The sequence below is a fragment of the Dolichospermum planctonicum genome (assembly GCF_005402965.1).
Lineage (GTDB): Bacteria > Cyanobacteriota > Cyanobacteriia > Cyanobacteriales > Nostocaceae > Dolichospermum > Dolichospermum planctonicum.
The window spans coordinates 1-807 of the sequence record NZ_BJCF01000122.1; the positions used below are offsets into that span (position 1 = coordinate 1).

Here is an 807-nt window from a genome sequence, read left to right on the forward strand (position 1 = left end):
TCCTGAACCGCCGTCAATAGTATCGCTACCTGCACCACTATCAATGTAATCATCTTCAGAACCCCCATTTAAGATGTCATTACCATCATGACCATAAAGTTCGTCATTACCAGCTTCACCATTTAAGGTGTCATTGCCATTACCACCAAAGAGACCTAAGTTACCATAATAAAAGCCATCATCCCCAGCACCTCCAGACAAAACATCATCTCCATCTCCACCTTCAAGACGATCTCGTCCATGACCAGCATTCAGGGTATCATTACCGTCTTGTCCATAGAGAAGATCATCAGCACTGCCGAGAGCAATAAAATCATTACCACCTCCACCTTGAATGTTACTATTTAAACTGGTGGCAATAAAGTTCAGATTGTCAGCACCACTACCACTGAGCAGATTAACTCCTTCAATTGCTTTGAAGGTATCTCCTCCCCCAGATGCAACTACCTGAGTGTCGGTATAGGTGATGGTAATAGGAGTGATTTGAGCAGAGTAATCTAATTTGAGGGTATCATTTCCTGAACCGCCGTCAATAGTATCGCTACCTGCACCACTATCAATGTAATCATCTTCAGAACCCCCATTTAAGATGTCATTACCATCATGACCATAAAGTTCGTCATTACCAGCTTCACCATTTAAGGTGTCATTGCCATTACCACCAAAGAGACCTAAGTTACCATAATAAAAGCCATCATCCCCAGCACCTCCAGACAAAACATCATCTCCATCTCCACCTTCAAGACGATCTCGTCCATGACCAGCATTCAGGGTATCATTACCGTCTTGTCCATAGAGAAGATCATC

1 pseudogene is annotated in these 807 nt (G+C 43.1%); it reads right to left on the minus strand.

Annotation, left to right across the window (positions count from 1 at the left end):
• A pseudogene (locus FFO06_RS20690) lies at positions 1–807 on the minus strand (calcium-binding protein); the annotation flags it as partial.